Source organism: Bradyrhizobium sp. CCGUVB23 (assembly GCF_024199885.1).
Classification (GTDB): Bacteria; Pseudomonadota; Alphaproteobacteria; order Rhizobiales; family Xanthobacteraceae; genus Bradyrhizobium.
Genome location: NZ_JANADQ010000001.1, coordinates 9,381,186 through 9,398,827 on the forward strand (window position 1 = coordinate 9,381,186; position 17,642 = coordinate 9,398,827).

Sequence of the window (17,642 nt, forward strand, 5' to 3'; positions counted from 1 at the left end):
GTCTGCCGAAAGTGACCGGAAAACGGGTCTGAAACGGAAATATCAGAAAGCTTCAGAAACTCCCCCGCGCCTTATCAGGACACCGCCCCCAAGCCAATGACAAGAATCCGGCTTGAGACTCGTGAGCGTGCTGGGGGGAAGCCGTGGGGACGGAGAAATATTGTTTCGGGGCCACCCGCCGGCTGCGGGCCGCGCTGTTGACGTCGTCGGCGCTGGCTTTGGCCTGGATGCTGCCGACCACGCCATCGCGCGCCGCGGCGAACGGCACCTGGCTGACCTCTCCCAGCAGCAACGACTATGACACCGGCTCCAACTGGAGCGGCGGCTTCGTGCCGGTGGACACCGCCACCTTCGGTGCCTCTGATACCACCAGCCTGGTGATTTCGAGCGCCACCGTCGGCGGCTGGACCTTCAATGCCGGCGCCTCGAACTACACCTTTAACGTCAGCAACTCGCTGAACTTCACCGGCGCCGGCATCACCATCAACGGCGGCAGCGCCACCATCACGAACAACTCCTCGCTGGCTTTCCAGAACACCAGCACGGCCGGCGGCGCGACAATCAACAACAACAGCTCCCTTCAATTCGGCGACAGCAGCACGGCCGGCAATGCAACCATTACAAACAACAGCGGCGGCACGACGACCTTTTACGGCAACAGCACTGCGGGCAACGCAGCCATCACCAACACCAACCTCCTTTTTTTCTATGACTACAGCACCGCCGGCAGCGCCACCATCACCAACAATGGCGGCATCACCTTCCAGGACAACAGCACGGCCGGCAACGCAACCATCACCATCAATGGCAGCATCACCTTTCAGGACAACAGCACGGCCGGCGCTGCGGCGATCGTCAACAATGCCAACGCCTTGGTCGACTTCAGCCAGACCGCGGGCCTCAACGGCGACCACAAGATCAGCGCCGGCTCGATCGCGGGCGCGGGCTTGTACCTGCTCGGCGCCAATGAGCTGACCGTCGGCTCCAACAATCTCTCGACCGAGGTGAGCGGCGTCATCGCCGGCACCGGCGGTTCGCTGGTCAAGATCGGCACCGGCACACTGACGCTGTCGGGAGCGAACACCTACACCGGCGGCACCACGATCAACGGCGGCACGTTACAGCTCGGCACGGCCACCAGCGTCGGCACGATTCTGGGGATCGTCACCGTTGGCGCCAGCGGCACGTTCGACGTTCTCAACGCCGACACCAGCGGCATCACCAGCATCTCCAACAGCGGGAAAACATATTTCCGCAACGCTACGAGTGCCGGCGGCGCCAGCGTCACCAATAACGGCCAGCTGGCTTTCTACGACACGAGCACGGCCGGCACCGCCACCATCACCAACGTCGCCGGCACCCTCAAATTCAACAATTCGAGCTCGGCGGGCAGCGCGACCATTATCAACAGCAACTACCTGTATTTCAACGATACCAGCACTGCGGGCAGCGCCACCATCACCAACAGCAGCAACGGCAGGGTCCTTTTTTTCGGAAACGCCACGGCCGGCAGCGCCACCATCACCAACAGCAACAACGCCTACCTGTATTTCTACGGCAACAGCACGGCCGGCAACGCAACGATCACCAACAACAGCTGGCTGTCCTTCACGAACAGCACGGCCGGCAACGCCACGATCGCCAATGTTGGCAACGGCTCGCTGACTTTCTACGCGCAAAGCAGCGCCGGCAACGCCACCATCACCAATCTCGGCTCGGCAACGTTGACCTTCACCGACCAAAGCAGCGCCGGCAGCGCGACTATCACCAACTCCAATCTCCTGTACTTCTACAGCACCAGCACGGCGGGAAGCGCCGATATCACCAACAATGGCGGCATCTCGTTCTTCAACTCCAGCACAGCCGGTAACGCGACCATCACCGTCAACGGGAGCATGACTTTCTCCGACAACAGCACGGCCGGCAATGCGACCCTCATCGCTAATGCCAACACTCTCGTCGATTTCACCCCCACCTCGGGATTGAACGGCGACAACAAGGTCAGCGCGGGCTCGATCGCGGGCGCGGGCCTCTATTTGCTCGGCAGCAATGAGCTGACCGTCGGATCCAACAATCTCTCGACCGAAGTGAGCGGCGTCATCGGGGGTACCGGCTCGCTGGTCAAGATCGGCACCGGCACGCTGACGCTCTCGGGGACCAACACCTATACCGGCGGCACCACCTTCGCCGGCGGCACGGTCAGCGTCTCGTCCGAAGCCAATCTCGGCGACCTCGCGGGTGGCCTGACCTTCAACGGCGGGACCTTGCAGATCACGGGAACGACGTTCAACGCCACGACGCGCAGCATCACCTGGGGTGCCAATGGCGGCGCCTTCGACATTGCGGACGCAGCCAACAATTTCACCGTCAGCCAAAGTCTCAACGGCGGCGCGCTGACCAAATCCGGCGCCGGCACGCTGACCTTGACCGGCGCGGACACATTTTCCAGCGTGACGATCTCCGCCGGCACGCTGGCATTCCTCGATACCACGGCCGGTAACACGACCATCACCAATAACGCGCGGTTGGCGTTCTACGGTCACTCCACGGCCGGCAACGCGATCATCGTCAACAGCGGCAACGTACTGTTCGACGGCAATTCGACGCCCGACAACGCGCAGCTCATCAACACCGCGGCCACCGCCGTGTTCAACTTCTTCACCCCTGGCCCGGGCAGCGACGGCAAGCTCACCGCCGCCTCCATCGCCGGCAGCGGCCGCTTCGACCTCAACGGCACAGAGCTGACGGTCGGCAGCGACAATTTGTCGACCGATGTCACCGGCGTGCTCACCGGCAACGGGAGCCTCACCGGAACATCGCTGATCAAGGTCGGCACCGGCACCATGACGCTCTCGGGCATTAACACCTACACCGGCGCGACCATCGTCGATGCGGGCGCGCTCGTCGTGAACGGATCGATTGCGGCGTCGAGCAGCGTCACCGTCAACAGCGGCGCGACCCTCGGCGGCGGCGGCACCGTGGGCACCACGACCGTCAACGCCGGCGGCACGCTCGCGGCCGGCAACGGCACCGCCAACTCGTCGTTGACCGTGGCGGGCAGCCTCGCGCTGCAATCCAGCGCCTTCTACATGGTGCAGATCAATCCGGCGACGTCGAGCTACGCCAATGTCTCGGGCACGGCGACGCTCGGCGGATCGACACTCCAGGCTGTCTACGCCAATGGCAGCTACGTCGCCAAGCAGTACACGATCCTGACCGCCGGCAGCGTCAGCGGCACGTTCGGTTCTGTCGTCCAGACCAACCTGCCGTCGAACTTCCATACCACGGTGAGCTATGACGCCACCCACGCCTATCTCAACCTGATCCTGGACTTCGTTGCGCCGCCGGGCAGCGGCCTTTCCGGCAATCAGCAGAAGGTCGGCAATGCCATCATCAACTCCTTCAACGCAAATGGCGGCATCTCGCTGGTCTATAGCGGGCTGACGGCCGGCGGCCTGACGCAGGCTTCGGGCGAAACGGCCGCTGGCTCGCAGCAGACCACCTTCCAGGCCATGGGCCAGTTCATGGGCCTGCTCACCGATCCCTCCGGCGCGGGCCGCGACATCGGCGGCTCCGCGCCGCCGGCCTATGCCGACAGCACACCGACAGGCGCCGCACGCGATGCCTTTGCCATGCTGGCCAAGGCGCCACCGGCCCAGACCTTCGAGCAGCGCTGGAGCGTGTGGGCTTCCGGCTTCGCCGGATCGCAGACCACAGACGGCAACACCGCGCTAGGTTCGAACAGCGCAACCAGCCGCCTGTTCGGCACCGCCGCCGGCGCCGAGTATTGGTTCTCGCCGCAGACACTGGCCGGCTTTGCGCTGGCCGGCGGCGGCACCAGCTTCTCCGTGGTCAATGGCGGCAGTGGCCGCTCCGACCTGTTCCAGGCCGGCGCATACGTCCGCCACAACAATGGCCCGAGCTACATTACCGCCGCGCTGGCCTATGGCTGGCAGGACGTCACCACCGATCGCACCGTGACGCTCGCCGGCGTCGATCGCCTGCGCGCCGAGTTTAACGCGAATGCGTGGAGCGGCCGGCTCGAAGGCGGCTATCGCTTTGTCGCGCCGTGGATCGGCGGCATCGGCCTGACGCCCTACGCCGCCGGCCAGTTCACGACGTTCAACCTGCCGGGCTACGCAGAGTCCGTCGTCTCGGGCAGCAATGCCTTCGCGCTGGCCTATGCAGCGAAGAGCGTCACCGATGCGCGTAGCGAACTCGGCCTGCGTGCCGACAAGTCCTTCGCCATGGCCAACGGCGTCCTCACCCTGCGCGGCCGCGCCGCCTGGGCGCACGACTTCAATCCGGATCACTCCGTCGCCGCGACGTTCCAGGCGCTGCAGGGCGCGAGCTTCGTCGTCAACGGCGCACGCGCCGCAAGCGACTCCGCTCTCACCACCGCCTCCGCCGAAATGAAATGGCTCAACGGCTGGTCGGCGGCAGCAAGCTTCGAGGGCGAGCTCTCCAACGTGACGCGCTCCTACGCCGGCAAGGGCACGGTGCGCTATGCGTGGTAGGCGGCACATCGACTCTTTTCAAATTGGATATCGAGACTTTGAAATACGAAATTTGAGAATGCGAGACATGGGAATGAAGGTGAGTGAAGTCTGGTGGGCAGCGGCCGCGTTGGCGCTGCTGGTGTGTCCGCTTGCGAAAGCGCAGGCGCAGACACCCTGCGTCACCACCGGCACCAACCAGACCTGCACGAATTCTGCGTCAATGGCCGGCATCATCGATACGGCGACCTTGACGTTGACCAATACCGCGAGCGGCACGGTCACTGGGGGCAAATCTGGCGTCTTCGCCAACACCGCCAACGTGGCGAATTCCGGCACCATCTCGGCGGGCGGCACCGGCATCGTCGCCACCACCATCGCCAATGTGACGAACACTGGCACCATCTCCGGGGGCTTTGACGGCATCAGCGCCAACACTGCGAATGTGACGAACTCCGGCACTATCTCGGGGGTCTTCAACAGCATCAGCGCCAACACCGCAAATGTGACGAACTCCGGCACCATCTCGGGACGCGGCGGCGCCGGCATCAGCGCCAATACAGCGAAAGTGACGAACTCCGGCATCATCTCGGGGGGTAGCTACGGCGTCCTCGCCTTCAACGCCGCCAATGTGACAAATTCCGGCACCATCTCAGGGAGCTTCTTCGGCATCGAAACCATCACCGCGAACGTGACGAACTCCGGCACTATCTCGGGCGGCACCTACGGCATCGCCGCCTTCCTCGGCAACGCCTCCGTGACGAACTCCGGCACCATTTCTGGAATCATTGCGTTGCAGTTTGGGGGCACTGCAAACACTCTGACGCTTCTGCCGGGCTCGCGCATCATCGGCGCGATCAATCTCGGCGGCGGAGGCAGTGCTATCAAACTTGGCGAGAGCGGCGACAGCATCTCACTCGGCAGCGGCGATACCGTCAACTTCCGCGGCGGCAACCACAACCTGACTTTCGATACGCTCACCGGTGCGACCGTGACCGGCACCACGCCGTTCGCTGTCTCGGGCAACCAGGCCGTCGCCATCGACCCCACCTCCTTCGCGGCGAACTGGCGCTCGCTCGCCGATTTCACCCGCGGCGTGTCCGATGCCGTGCCGGTGTTTTCCGGCGGCACGTCCGGCGGCAGCGCACCGCTCGCCTTTGCGGCACCTGATGCGCCCTCGCGGTTCGACGATGCCTTTGCCGCGATCCCGGGCCTGTCGTCCGCCTATGCGAGCGAGGCCGCCGTGTTCAAGGCGCCGACATCGACCTATGCCGACGGCACGACGGTATGGGCGCGCGGCTTTGCCGGCCAGCGCATCCAGCAGCAGGACGGCGTCCTGCTGCGCACGGCCAATCTGTTCTATGGCGGCATGATCGGCGCCGATTTCGCGGCGCGCCCCGACCTGCGCACCGGCGTCTTCCTCGGCGGCGGCAAGACCCGCACCAGCATCGATCTCAACCAGGGCGGCGCGGATTCCGACATGCTGTTCGGCGGCGCCTATGCCCGCTACGACATCGGCGCGTCCTTCCTGCATGGCGCGATCCAGGGCGGCGGCTCGCGCAACACCACGACGCGCACCGTCAACAACAACCTCGTCACAGGCGGCATCGAGAACGCCGTCGCCTCGTTCAACGGCTGGTATGTCAGCCCCGAGCTGACCTTCGGTCATCGCTTCGCGCTGGGCCAGCTCGCGGACGCCACCTACACGCTGACGCCGAGCGCACGGGTGCGCTACCTCTACGGCGCCTTCGACGGCTACACCGAGACCGGCACCACCGCGCCGCTGACGGTGGGCGAGCAGACCGCGAACACAGTTGAGGAACGCGGCGAGGTCAAGCTGACGCGCAGCGTGGCGTTCGGCCCAGTGAACCAGCTCTCCACCAGCCTCTCTGGTGGCGTGCTCGGCACGCAACGCGTCGGCAGCTCCACCGTCAACGCCGCCCTGCTCGGCCAGGCCATTCCGTTCGCGACGCCGGGGCAAGCCAACGTCTGGGGCGGTTTCGGCGGCCTGGGGCTGGAGTGGCGCAGCCGCAACGTCACCCTGTACGCAGCCGCCGAATATCTCGCGCTGTCGGACAACTCGAACGTAGTCAGCGGACGTGCCGGCTTACGCGTCGGGTTCTGAGCGCCTGCGGGGCGATTAAGCCAGACATCATCGCGACTTAGGCGCCGCCACCTCGGTAAACCCCGAGGTGGCGGTTCTACTTTGCATGGGATTGTTTTGCAGGGTTTTGGTTGCCGCCGCTCTACCGCCCCGTCTTCAACTTGGTCCAGAGCCGGTTGATGATCCGCTGGGTGGCGGGATCGCGGGCGGTGATGACGAAGAGTTTTGCGAGCGTCGCCTCGTCCGGATAGATGTTCTTGTCGCCCAGGATCTTCGGGTCGACCAGCTTTTGGGCAGGGAGGTTGCCGCTGGCGTAGGACAGGAAGTCGGAGTTCTTCGCGGCGACGTCCGGGCGGTAGAGATAGTTGATCAGCTCGTAGGCTTCCGCGACGTTCTTGGCATCCGCGGGGATCGCGAGATTGTCGAAGAACATCTGCGCGCCCTCTTTGGGAATCGCATAGCCGATCTCGATGCCGTTTTTGGCTTCAGCCGCGCGGGCGCGGGCCTGCATGATGTCGCCGGACCAGCCGACCACGAAGCAGATCTCGCCGGTCGCGAGCGCGCTGAGATATTCGGACGAATGAAACTTGCGCACGGACGGGCGAACCTTGGCGACGACGTCGGCGGCCTTCTCCAGGTCCGCCTGCTTGGTCGAGTTCGGATCGAGCCCGAGATAGTTCAGCGCCGCCGGAAAGATGTCGTCGGCAGAGTCGAGCATGTGGACGCCGCAATCTTTGAACTTGGCGAGGTTCTCCGGCTTGAAGACGATGTCCCAGCTGTCGATCTTCGCGTCGGGCCCGAGTATCTGCTTCACCTTAGCGACATTGTAGCCGATGCCGGTCGTGCCCCACATGTAGTTCGCGGCAAAGACGTTGCCGGGATCGTAGGTCGCAAGGTGCTGGTTCACCATCGGCCAAGCGTTGGCGAGATTGGGCAGCTTCGACTTGTCGAGCTTCTGGAAGATGTTCGCCTTGATCTGCCGCTGGAGGAAATAGGCGGTGGGCACCACGACGTCGTAGCCGGATTTGCCGGCCATCAGGCGCGTTTCCAGCGTCTCGTTGGCGTCGAAGGTGTCGTAGACCACCTTGATGCCGGTCTCCTTGGTAAAGTTGTCAAGGACATCCGGCGCCATGTAGTTGGACCAGTTGTAGAAGTTGACGACGCGCTCCTCGGCCCCTGCGGGAGCGGAGAGCAACGTCAGCGCTGCGGCGATTGCGAAACCACGGCAAAGCCAGGAGCGGCTGACGTTCGTCATCTCAGATCTACCTCTTGCGCCCGCGCACCGCGTCCGACAGCCGCTCCAGCGCGGTGTCGAGCGTCTCGTCCTTCTTGGCAAAGCAGAAGCGCACCACGGAGGTCACGGGGTCCTGCTCGTAGAACGCCGACACCGGGATCGCCGCAACTTTGTAATCTTTCACGATGCGCCAGCAGAACTCGGTATCGCTCTCGTTGAGCCCGAGCGGCGACAGGTCCACGGTGAGGAAGTAGGTGCCTTGCGATTTCAGCACGGGGAAGCCGAGGCTCTCCAGGCCCTTGGTCAGACGATCCCGGCTCCTCGCCAGATCCTTGCGCATCGAGACGAAATACTCGTCCGGCTTGCCGAGGCCATAGGCGACGGCGGCCTGCAGGTTCGGCGCGGTAGTAAAAGTCAGGAACTGGTGCACCTTGGCGGCCACCCTCAGCAAGGGCGGCGCGGCGCAGACGAAGCCGATCTTCCAGCCGGTCAGCGAGAAGATCTTGCCGGCCGAGCCGACCTTGATGGTGCGCTCGCGCATGCCGGGGATGGTGATCAGCGGGATGTGCTTGTGCTCGTCGAAGGTGACGTGCTCCCAGACCTCGTCGCAGATCGCGATGACGTCGAACTCCTGGCAATAGCGCGCCAACAGTTCGAGGTCCTCGCGCGGAAAGACGACGGCGGATGGATTCAAGGGGTTGTTGAACAGGACCGCCTTGGTCTTTGAATTGAACACGCTTTTCAGCATGTCCTCGTCCAGCCGCCAGTGCGGCGGCTGGAGCCGCACCAGGCGCGGAATGCCGCCGGCCTGGCGGATGATCGGCAAATAGGAATCATAGACCGGCTGGAAGCAGACGACCTCGTCGCCGGGCTGCACCACCGCGAGGATCGCCGAGGTCAGGGCCTCGGTGCCGCCGGAGGTCACCATGACCTCGCTCATCGGATCGAGCTTCAACCCGTGCCAGTGCCCGTAATGGGTCGCGATCGCCTGGCGCAGCTCGGGGATGCCCATCATCGAGGGGTACTGGTTGTAGCCATGCACCGAGGCATCGGCCGCGGCGCGGCGGATGTCCTCGGGGCCGGGATCGTCGGGAAAGCCCTGACCGAGATTGATGGCGGCATTGTCGCGCGCGGCCTGCGACATCGCCTCGAAGATGGTGACGGGAAGGTCGGCGAAGACCTTGTTCAGGGAGGAGCTCTTGGACGACATCGGCTTAGATCAGCCACCGACCTTGGTGGGGAGGCCCGCCGACTTCCAGCCGAGCATGCCGCCTGCAAGATGCTTGTCGTAGGCAAGCCCCGCCGCCTGCGCGGCGAGCGAGGCCGTCACCGAGCGCTTGCCGGAGCGGCAGGCGAACACGACGTCCTTTCCTTGCGGATCGGGGATCGCCTTGGGGTCGAAGGTCGAGAGCGGCACGACGACGCCATAGGGATATGCCTCCGCGGCAACCTCGTTGGGCTCACGGACGTCGACGAGCAGATAGCGCCCCTCGCTCACACCCTTGGCGACCTCGTCCGGGGTCAGATCTTGCACCTGGTTTGCCACTTCATCCTCCAGAACGGCCGCGTTAGGCCGGGCTGCCCCGGCCGGCGGCAACCTCGCCTCTCGGCACGCGAAAATCAAGCGCTACAAAGGCTTGAGCGATATCCCGGAACTTAAAGCTAAATCGCAGGGCATTGAAGCGGAGCTTTAGATCGTCACCTGCGTTCCGACCTCGACCACCCGCCCGCTCGGGATCTGGAAATAGTCGGTGGCATCGTTCGCCGAGCGGCTGAGCGAGATGAACAGGCGGTCCTGCCAGCGCGGCATGCCCGAATGGGCGGCGGGCTTCAGCGCCCGGCGCGACAGGAAGAACGAGGTCGACATGATGTCGAACTGCCAGCCGAGCTTGCGGGCGACCGCCAGCGCCTTGGGCACGTTGGGCGATTCCATGAAGCCGAACTTCAGCGTCACCTTGGAGAAGGTCGGGCTGACCTGCTCCAGCTTGACGCGCTCGGACGGATCGATGCGCGGGGTCGTTGCGGTCTCGATGGTGAGAATGACATTCTTCTCATGCAGCACTTTGTAGTGCTTCAGACTATGCATGAGCGCGGTCGGCGCGCTCAGCGGGTCGGAGGTGAGGAACACGGCCGTTCCGGGCACCCGCTGCGGCGGCCGCTTCTCCAGCATCGCCACGAGGTCGGCGAGCGGGAACTCGAGCTTGCGCGACTTTTCGAACAAGAGCCGGCTGCCGCGTCGCCACGTGTACATCAGGAGGATCATGAGCGCGCCGAGCGCCAGCGGCACCCAGCCGCCCTCGAACACCTTGAGCAGGTTCGCCGCCAGGAAGGTCAAGTCGAGGCAGAGGAACGGAGCGATCAGAGCCGCAGCAGCAAGCGGCGACCACCTCCAGGCCTTCCAGATCACGACAAAGCCCATCATGCCCGTGACCACCATCGTGCCGGTGACGGCGATGCCGTAAGCCGACGCCAGAGCACTGGAAGAACGGAACAAGAGCACCATCAGGATCACGGCAACCAGCAGCAGCTGGTTGATGCGCGGGATGAAGATCTGGCCGGAATGGGCCTCGGAGGTATGGCGAATTTCAAATCGCGGCAGCAGCCCGAGCTGGATCGCCTGGCGCGTCAGCGAATAGGCGCCGGTGATGACGGCCTGGCTGGCGATCACGGTGGCCAAAGTGGCGAGCACGACCATGCTGCCGCGGAGCCAGCCTTGCGGAAACAACTGGAAGAACGGGCTCACGATCGCGCCGGGGTCGTCCAGGACGAGAGCTCCCTGCCCCAGATAGTTCAGCGCCAGCGACGGCAGCACGATGAACAGCCAGGCGGTCTGGATCGGCCGCTTGCCGAAATGGCCGAGGTCGGCATAGAGCGCCTCGGCGCCGGTGACCGCCAGGAACACCGCACCCAGCGTGACGAACCCGATGATGCCGTGGTGGAGCATGAAGGACACCGCATAGAGCGGGTTCAGCGCGAACAGCACCTGCGGCTGCCGGAGAATCGGACCGATCGCCGCCACCGCGATCACCGCGAACCAGACGCACATCACCGGACCGAAGAATGCCGCGACGCGGGCCGTGCCGCGCGATTGCACGGCGAACAGGCAGACCAGGATCACCACGGTCAACGGGACGATGTAAGGCTCGAACGTCAGCGTGACGTCCTTCATGCCTTCGATGGCTGACAGCACGGAGACGGCCGGCGTGATCACGGCATCGCCGTAGAACAGCGCACCGGAAATGATGCCGAGCAGGACGATGGTCGCCCCGCCCGTGCCGACCGCGCGCTGGGCCAGCGCCATCAAGGCGAGCGTGCCGCCCTCGCCGTTGTTGTCGGCGCGGAGCAGGATCACGACGTATTTCAGCGTCACCACGATGACGAGCGCCCACAGGATCAGCGAGACCACCCCCAGCACAGCGACCGTCGTGGGCACGCCCTCCGCGCCCGACGCCGCCGTGACCGCCTCGCGGAACGCGTAAAGCGGGCTGGTGCCGATATCGCCGTAGACGACGCCGATGCTGCCAAGCGTCAGCGCGCCGAAGCCGGCGGTGGTGTGGGCATCGCCATGCCCATTGGCCGCCACCGTTTCCGGGGCGGGAACTGCGACTTCACTGGTCATGGGAGAGACTGTTGGCCTCTAAAAATGCTTCACTGCACAATGGCGGCAGAGAGCGCGCGGCTTATAGTCCTGCGCTACCGGCATAGCCTAGCGCGATTTTGGGCCCTTGCCATGCAAAAATCGCATAAGTCCGCCAATTTCGTCAAATAGTGACTTGGGTGCCGACTTCAACCACCCGTCCGGTCGGAATCTGGAAGTAATCGGTGGCATCGTTGGCGGACCGGCTGAGCGCGATGAACATGTGATCCTGCCACAGCGGCATGCCCGACTGTGCCGAGGCCTTCAGCGAGCGGCGCGACACGAAGAACGACGTCGACATGATGTCGAACTGCCAGCCCTGCTTGCGCGCAATCGCCAGCGCCTTGGGCACGTTCGGCTGTTCCATGAAGCCGAAGCGCAGCCGCACCTTGGAGAACTTGTCGCTGATCTTCTCCATCCGGAACCGCTCCGAGAGATCGACCCGCGGCGTGTGCGCGGTCTCGATCGTCAGGATCACGTTGTGCTCGTGCAGCACCTTGTTGTGCTTGAGATTGTGCAAGAGCGCGGTCGGCACGAAGGCGGGATCGCTGGTGAGGAACACCGCAGTGCCCTTGACGATGTGCGGCGGGCGCTTCTCCAGGCTCCGGATCAAATCGTCCAGCGGCACCTCGATGCGGCGGGTCTTCTGGAGCAGAATTCCCGTGCCCCGCCGCCAGGTCCAGATCGTCGCGGCCATGCAGGCGCCGAACAACAGCGGCACCCAGGCGCCTTCGAGCAGCTTGAGCAGATTGGCGCCAAAGAAGGTCATGTCGACGACGACGAAGGGCAGGATCACTGCCGCTGCGGTCGCGGCGCGCCAGTTCCACAGCTTCCAGATCACGACGAAGCCCATGATGCCGTCGGCGACCATGGTGGTGGACACCGCGATGCCATAAGCCGAGGCGAGCCCGCCGGGGGTGCGGAACAGCAGCACCAGCAGCATCACACCGATCAGCAGCAGCCGGTTCACGCGCGGCAGATAGATCTGGCCGGCGTGAGACTCGGAGGTGTAGCGGACCGCGAAGCGCGGCAAGAGGCCAAGCTGTACTGCCTGATAGACCAGCGAATAGGCGCCGGTGATCACGGCCTGGCTCGCGATCACGGTCGCCGCGGTCGCAAGTCCGACCAGCGGCAGCACCAGATGCTCGGGCACCATGCGATAGAAGGAATGTTCGATCGCGCTGGGATCGGACAGCACCAGTGCACCCTGTCCGAAATAGTTGATCAGCAACGCGGGCAGCACGAAGAACAGCCAGGCCGACTGGATCGGCTTGCGGCCGAAATGGCCGAGATCGGCATAGAGCGCCTCGCCACCGGTGACCGCGAGAAATACCGCGCCGAGGGTCACAAGCCCGATCGTGCCGTGCGTCAGCAGGAATTGCAGCGCGTAGTAGGGATTGATCGCCGCCAGCACCGACGGATCGTCGGCGATGTGAACGAGGCCCATCACCGCGAGGCAAGTGAACCAGACCACCATGACCGGCCCGAAGGCGGAAGCGACCAGCGCGGTGCCCTTGCTCTGGACTGCGAACAGCACCACGAGGATGAAGACGGTGAGCGGCACGACATAGTGCTCGAAAGCCGGCGTCGCGAGCTTCAGACCGTCGACCGCCGACAGTACCGAGATCGCCGGCGTAATCATGGAATCGCCGATGAACATGGAGGCGCCGACGACGCCGAGCGCGAGCAGGAACCAGCTTCGACGCCCGAGCGCACGCTGGCCGAGCGCCATCAGCGAAAGCGTGCCGCCCTCCCCGTTGTTGTCGGCGCGCAGCAGCAGCAGGACATATTTGGCGGTAACGACGATCAGCAGCGCCCACAGGATCAGCGAGAGCACGCCGAGCACGATGACCCGCGAGACCGGCTCGCCATGGGCCGCGCCCCTGACCGCCTCATGGAATGCGTAGAGCGGCGAGGTGCCGATATCGCCGAAGACGACGCCGATGCTTCCGAGCGTCAGGGCCCAAAAGCCCGCATGGGCCGTGGTCTCTTGGCCTTCGGTCGTGGTGATGCTCGCCGTCATAGGGGTGGAAAACGCTTCTTCCCTGAAATTGATCCGGCGCCTTTTGACGCTTCCTGCGCGCCTGTCAATCGCCCCAGCATAGCAGGCGCCGGCGCGGATGCTCTGACGGAGCAGCCACGGTCATCGCCGCGCGACGACATGCCTCAGGTAAAATGGTAACGCAAGGAATTTAGGGCTTCAGGTTCGGCGGCAGCGGCGGATCTTCGCGCATCAGGGTGATGGTCACGCGGCGATTGGCGGCCAGCGAGGGATCGTCGGGAAACAGCGGCTGGCTGTCCGCCTTGCCGGACACGGCGAAGATGTGCGAGGGCGGCAGCCCCTCACGCTCGAGGATCTGGCGCACCGCATTGGCACGGTCGGCCGAGAGGTCGAAGGCGCCGTAGTCGCTGCGGCTCGGCACGAAGCCTGCGGCGGTATGGCCGACGATGGAGACGCGCAGCGGCGTCGCCTTGAGCGGGACCGCCAGCTTCTCGATCAGGCGTCGGGTGCGGTCATAAGGCACCTTCGAGCCGTCGGCAAACATCGAGCGGCCGTCCTGGTCGACGATCTCGAGATTGAGACCCTGCTTGGTCTCCTCGAACATGATGTGCTTGGACATCTCGGTGAGTTCGGGCAGGTCCTGAAGCGCCTGGCGGAGCGAGGCCGCGGCAAGCGCGAAGTCGCGATCGACCTTGATCTTCGCGCCCGAAGTGCGGTCGCGATCCTGCTGATCCGGGGTCGGCGTGTTGGAGGCGTCCTCGGGCTGGATGTGATCGACGTTCTTCAGCTTGGGACGCGTGGGCAGGCCGTCGGATTCGATGATGCCGGCATAGCGCGCCTCGCTCTGGATGCCGAAGGCGTCGCGCATGGAGCCTGCGACGATCTTGAGCTTGTTGGCGTCTTGCGTGGAGAACGCGACGAGCATCACGAAGAAGCTCATCATCAGGCCCATCAGGTCGGCGAAAGTCACGAACCAGCCGTGACCGCCTCCATGTGCATCGCCGCGCTTCTTCTTGGCCATGTCCTAAACCCGGCGTGGCTGATCAGGCCGGCACCGGCTCGCCCTCAGCATGGCGATGCTTCTCCGGCAGGTAAGCCAGCAGCATTTCGCGCACCAGGGTCGGGCTCTTGGAGTCGCGGATCATCAGGATGCCGTCGATGATCAGCGTGCGGTTAGTCTCCTCGTCGAGCAGCTTGCCGTGCAGCTTGTCGGCGATCGGCAGACAGAACAGGTTCGCAACCAGCGCCCCGTAGAGCGTGGCCAGCAGCGCGGTCGCCATGAACGGGCCGAGCTTGGAGGGGTCGGTCATGTTGGCGAACATCTGCACCATGCCGATCAGGGTGCCGATCATGCCGAAGGCCGGGGCGCAGTCGCCGATGGCGCGATAGATCTTGCTGCCCTCGTCCAGATGCATGAGGAAATTGTCACGATCGCGCTCGAGATTGTCGCGGATGAAGTCGAGGTCGTAGCCGTCGGCGACGTAGCGGATGCCCTTCGCGAGGAACGGCTCGTCGGTCTCGACCTTTTCCAGACCCACCGGGCCCTGCTTGCGGGCGATCTCGGCGATGCGGGCGAGCTCGTCGACGAGATCGTGCGCCGACAGCCGGCTCATGGTGAAGGCAAACTTGGCGCCGAGCGGGAGGCCGTGCACCAGCGCGCTGAGCGGAAAGCGGATCATGGTGGCGGAGATCGAGCCGCCGAAGATGATGATCATCGCATGTTCGGAGATGAACATGTGGAGATCGCCACCCATGATCATCATCACCGAGATGACGATGAGGCCGGCCACGAGCCCAACGCCCGTCATGATATCCATGGGAGACTCCAACCCGCACGCCACACGCCGGACGTCCTGACCGGCGGCGCAGCCCAACCCCGAACCGCGTTGGAGGAACCCTAAAGAGCTGCCATTAAAGACGCGTAAAGGTTAAGTGCGGCCTGCCTCGATCCGGCCACATCGCCGGGCTCATCGCGCGGGCGAATTGCCGCAAGGCCATTCCGATCGCAAGACTTTGCTAACCATAGTCGGCTGGCCTGGGGCAAAACCCGTCAAGTTAAGGCTTAGCGCGCGCAGGCGCACGCCTCTGTGTGCGGCGCTGCGCCACGCCTCGCGAGCGGCGCGAACTCTCCCCGGCAGGGCCTCGTTTTGTTATCCTGACAGCGTGGCTGCGATGCGACCGTTGATCCTCATGTGGACGTTGAAAGGGACAGGATGTCTGCCTCCAGTCCAGATTGGTTCACGCGACACGCTCCCTCGCTGGAGCCGTTCGGAACGTTGGCGCTGTTCGGCCTCCTCACCATCGCCCCCGCTATCCTAACGCTGCGCACGGTTGAGCCGGAACTCGTTCTCCCCGCGTTCAGCGTCCTGCTCCTCGCGGAAGCCGCCGTCACCGGCATCGTTGCGCATCTGATGCACATTCCGGAGAATGCGGCGGATATAACCTTATGGGATTTCGCCGGCGCACTCACTCTGATCGGTTGCGCCGCTGCAGTATTCGGCGAGCCGGATCAAGCCGCCCTGTTCCTTGAGGAACAGGCCGAGCTGCGTTCGGTCTCACGACCCTAGTCGATCGTTACCAGGCCGGGCCCCTCTGGCAGCCTACGGGCTGCGATGTCGGACTGGAGTCAGGCGGGTGGCCCATGTCCGAACTCCTCAACATCGATGCCCTCACCGCACTCCTTCAGGTCGTTGTCATCGATCTTGTACTCGCCGGAGACAACGCCATCGTCATCGGCCTTGCTGCGGCCGGCCTGTCAGATACCCAACGAGGCAAAGCCATTCTGATCGGCGTCCTGGCCGCGACCGTGCTTCGCATTCTGTTTGCGGTATTGACCACACAGATCATGCAGATCGTCGGCCTTCTCCTGGCAGGCGGCATCCTGCTGTTGTGGGTGTGCTGGAAAATGTGGCGCGAGCTGCGCACGTCGTCGAGCGATGAAGACGCCAACACCACCGAGGTCGACACAAAACGCGAGCCGGGAAAGACACTTTTCCAGGCCATATCGCAGATAGTCGTCGCGGACGTCTCAATGTCGCTCGACAACGTTCTGGCTGTTGCCGGCGCAGCGCGCGAGCAGCCTGTGATTCTGATCTTCGGGCTGACCCTCTCCATTGCGATGATGGGTGCAGCCGCCTCGCTCATCGCAAGGCTGCTGCAGCATCAACGCTGGATCGCCTATGTTGGCCTGCTCGTGATTGTCTATGTCGCGGTCGATATGATTTTTCGTGGGGTCGCCGACATCGTGGAGGTCGCCGCAAGCCTGACGCCTGTCGCGACCGGAGGAGTTGCGCGTAACTCGCTCCGCCCGCGCTGCTTCCGAACGATATTGCGGCGAACGTGAAGGCGATCGGCCGAGGCTATCAGTGAATCTCCGCCGAGCGCTTCAGCGCGGCCTTCAGCTTCTCCAGCGAGAAGTCGGGGCTGCGCGCGATCTCCAGGATCGGAGTCTCGCGGCGGCCGCACAGCTCCGCGGCTTCGGGGAGCTTGGCGGCGACGTCGAGCGGGATCACGATCGCGCCGTGCTGGTCGGCGTGGATGAGATCATCCGACTTCACGGTCATGCCGGCGACCCGCACCTCGCCGCCAAAACTTTCCGCATGCACCCAGGCATGTGACGGGCCGATCGAGCCGGCGAGCGCCTGGAAGCCCGGCGCCCATTGCGGGATATCACGGATCGAGCCATCGGTGACGACGCCGAGGCAGCCGAGCGCCTTGTGCACGTTACTTTGCACCTCGCCCCAGAACGCGCCGTAGCCGACGTCCGCGCCGTCGATGTCCTGGATCACGGCGATGCGCGGCCCGTGGCCGGTGCCGACATATTCGTAATAGTCGATGCGGCGCTTGGCCTGCTCTTCCGCGGGAAGCGAGGATTTCAGCACCGAGCGGATCGTCACCGTACGCGCGTAGCCGACGATCGGCGGCAGATCAGGGAACGGGCAGACCAGCGGCTTGGTGGTGAAGCCGATCAGCCGCCGCTCGGGGGCCACGATCTCCATGGCGTTGCAGATCGTCGGCGTGTCGTAGCGGCCGAGCGCTTCGAGGACGGATGCAGGCAGCGGCCCGGTTGCGGATGTCGTCACGGCGTTCTCTCCCCTGTTGGCCACGGCTGTTTCGCATGCGCCGCGGACCCAAGGCGATATAGCCGAGATCGGGAGTCAACCCAACGC

The 17,642-nt window shown here is 64.3% G+C and carries 12 protein-coding genes; 4 read left to right on the forward strand and 8 right to left on the reverse strand.

Annotated features, from left to right (window positions below):
- The first annotated feature begins 143 nt into the window (after positions 1-143).
- Both NLN62_RS44100 and NLN62_RS44105 read left to right on the forward strand, forming a co-directional pair.
- Entirely contained in the window at positions 144-4,517 is a 4,374-nt protein-coding gene (locus NLN62_RS44100) for an autotransporter domain-containing protein (RefSeq protein WP_254112909.1), read from the forward strand.
- 73 nt (positions 4,518-4,590) lie between these two features.
- On the forward strand, positions 4,591-6,621 hold the full coding sequence (locus NLN62_RS44105) for an autotransporter domain-containing protein (RefSeq protein WP_254112910.1): 2,031 nt from the start codon (positions 4,591-4,593) through the stop codon (positions 6,619-6,621).
- Between the two features lie 121 nt (positions 6,622-6,742).
- Here NLN62_RS44105 and NLN62_RS44110 read toward each other — a convergent pair whose 3' ends face one another.
- From NLN62_RS44110 to NLN62_RS44140, 7 genes are all read right to left on the reverse strand, one after another.
- On the reverse strand, positions 6,743-7,855 hold the full coding sequence (locus tag NLN62_RS44110; protein ID WP_254112912.1) for a polyamine ABC transporter substrate-binding protein: 1,113 nt from the start codon (positions 7,853-7,855) through the stop codon (positions 6,743-6,745).
- 7 nt (positions 7,856-7,862) lie between these two features.
- The gene (locus tag NLN62_RS44115) at positions 7,863-9,044 is read right to left on the reverse strand and encodes an aminotransferase (RefSeq protein ID WP_035662661.1); all 1,182 of its coding nucleotides are present in this window, start codon (positions 9,042-9,044) and stop codon (positions 7,863-7,865) included.
- A gap of 9 nt (positions 9,045-9,053) precedes the next feature.
- Positions 9,054-9,380, reverse strand: coding sequence for a rhodanese-like domain-containing protein (locus NLN62_RS44120; protein ID WP_027523661.1), 327 nt, complete (start codon positions 9,378-9,380; stop codon positions 9,054-9,056).
- 144 nt (positions 9,381-9,524) lie between these two features.
- On the reverse strand, positions 9,525-11,453 hold the full coding sequence (locus NLN62_RS44125; protein WP_254112914.1) for a potassium transporter Kup: 1,929 nt from the start codon (positions 11,451-11,453) through the stop codon (positions 9,525-9,527).
- A 142-nt stretch (positions 11,454-11,595) separates the two neighbouring features.
- Positions 11,596-13,494: a potassium transporter Kup gene (locus tag NLN62_RS44130; RefSeq protein WP_027523659.1), complete on the reverse strand. Its 1,899-nt coding sequence runs from the start codon at positions 13,492-13,494 to the stop codon at positions 11,596-11,598.
- 169 nt (positions 13,495-13,663) lie between these two features.
- The gene (locus NLN62_RS44135; protein ID WP_027523658.1) at positions 13,664-14,494 is read right to left on the reverse strand and encodes a flagellar motor protein MotB; all 831 of its coding nucleotides are present in this window, start codon (positions 14,492-14,494) and stop codon (positions 13,664-13,666) included.
- A 22-nt stretch (positions 14,495-14,516) separates the two neighbouring features.
- Positions 14,517-15,290, reverse strand: a complete 774-nt coding sequence (locus NLN62_RS44140) for a motility protein A (RefSeq protein WP_254112916.1) — start codon at positions 15,288-15,290, stop codon at positions 14,517-14,519.
- Positions 15,291-15,749: 459 nt separating this feature from the next.
- Between NLN62_RS44140 and NLN62_RS44145 the strand changes: the two genes are divergently transcribed.
- Together NLN62_RS44145 and NLN62_RS44150 are read left to right on the forward strand one after the other, a co-directional pair.
- The gene (locus NLN62_RS44145) at positions 15,750-16,040 is read left to right on the forward strand and encodes a hypothetical protein (protein WP_027523656.1); all 291 of its coding nucleotides are present in this window, start codon (positions 15,750-15,752) and stop codon (positions 16,038-16,040) included.
- Positions 16,041-16,114: 74 nt separating this feature from the next.
- A complete protein-coding gene (locus tag NLN62_RS44150; protein ID WP_254112918.1) occupies positions 16,115-16,816 on the forward strand; it encodes a TerC family protein in 702 nt (233 codons plus the stop codon).
- A 19-nt stretch (positions 16,817-16,835) separates the two neighbouring features.
- Here the strand turns inward: NLN62_RS44150 and NLN62_RS44155 are convergent, their stop codons facing one another.
- On the reverse strand, positions 16,836-17,555 hold the full coding sequence (locus tag NLN62_RS44155) for an RraA family protein (RefSeq protein ID WP_027523655.1): 720 nt from the start codon (positions 17,553-17,555) through the stop codon (positions 16,836-16,838).
- Between the last annotated feature and the right edge of the window lie 87 nt (positions 17,556-17,642).